This window comes from Candidatus Symbiopectobacterium sp. NZEC135 (assembly GCF_025962695.1).
Window position 1 is genome coordinate 1 of the sequence record NZ_JAGFPF010000594.1, and the last position, 1,160, is coordinate 1,160.

A 1,160-nucleotide genomic window follows, 5' to 3' on the forward strand; every position below is an offset into this window, starting at 1 on the left:
CTGGTTTATACGCCGAAAATAAAAAAAGTGGTGGAATTCCAAAAAGCAATATAGTCTGATAAAAATGATTATTTCATCCTATTCCTAATGCGAAATTCATTTCCTATGACAAGCTGATTTTTGCGAATGGCTAACTGTCCTAATTAACGGATGTGCTGAAGCATGTGCATGCATATTTTGATTTTTCGCAAAGAAAGGCGTATTGGTATGTGTAATATCGTTCACTATCGAACGCACGGCACAGGAGTGCATTACCTTCGTAATAACCTACCGAAACAGTAAATCAGGAATATTCCAGATTAGTCTTATCGAAAAAAGTGAAAGTAATATTGCCACTTCGTCCGTTAAAGAGGCCTATGATGAAGACGCTGCTGTTATTCATGTTGGTTCCTGTGTTGCTTTCCGGGTGTTCAACGCGGTGGGTGAAAATTCGTGATAACCCGACTGACCATGTTACTTCAAGATCCCTCTGTCGGGTTAACGCTGAACAGCGATTCCCAGTTCGCAATGAAGTGATAAATCGCACCAACTACCGTACTGTCACTGAGCCTTGCGATTACAAACGGTGGTGCGGTGGGAAAAAGTACAGGACCTATGAGGTTGAGGAATTACAAAGCTATGTCACGGACGTTAACAACGGTAGCCGTAACAGTTCCTACCACGATTGCATGTGGGATAATGGCTGGCAGCAACAGACCAAATCAAATTGGGAATGGGATAGAACACCCATTACGCTGCAATATACGGGGCCAGCGAAATAATCACCTGGCGTGAAAGCATTGCCGGGTGTAAACAGAATGGTGATGTTTTTTTATCATATTATCCTGAAAAGCGGTTGTGGAATTCCAAAAAGGTATTTATTCTACAAAAAATGCTTATTTGGCTCGGTGTCAGAAAAAGCTATCTGCCGATTAAAACAGACATTAAAAATGTTGTGGAATTCCAAATGGCAAAGTAGTCTGTTAAAAATCGTTAATTTACAGCAATCATAAAAAAGGCTTCGCTTATGCGAGGCTTTTTTTTTCAGAATATTAATATTAATATTAATAGTGATTTGGCATATTCACGTTTTTTTAAACATTATTCCTCTCGCGTTCTTCGACATCGCGGCATCGAGATGCCGGAACGTTATTAATAACGACTTTCCGCTTTTTGTTCTT

Annotated in this window: 1 protein-coding gene; it reads left to right on the forward strand. The window is 39.9% G+C overall.

The window, feature by feature from the left end; translation table 11 throughout:
- Window positions 1-356 precede the first annotated feature (356 nt).
- Window positions 357-761 carry a hypothetical protein gene (locus tag J5224_RS29030; RefSeq protein WP_264628549.1) on the forward strand — a complete coding sequence of 135 codons (405 nt, stop codon included), beginning with the start codon at window positions 357-359 and terminating at the stop codon, window positions 759-761.
- Window positions 762-1,160: the final 399 nt, after the last annotated feature.

What these genes read in the sequence shown, in the direction of transcription:
- J5224_RS29030 (WP_264628549.1), top strand. Translation starts at nt 357, where the DNA reads ATGATGAAGACGCTGCTGTTATTCATGTTGGTTCCTGTGTTGCTTTCC.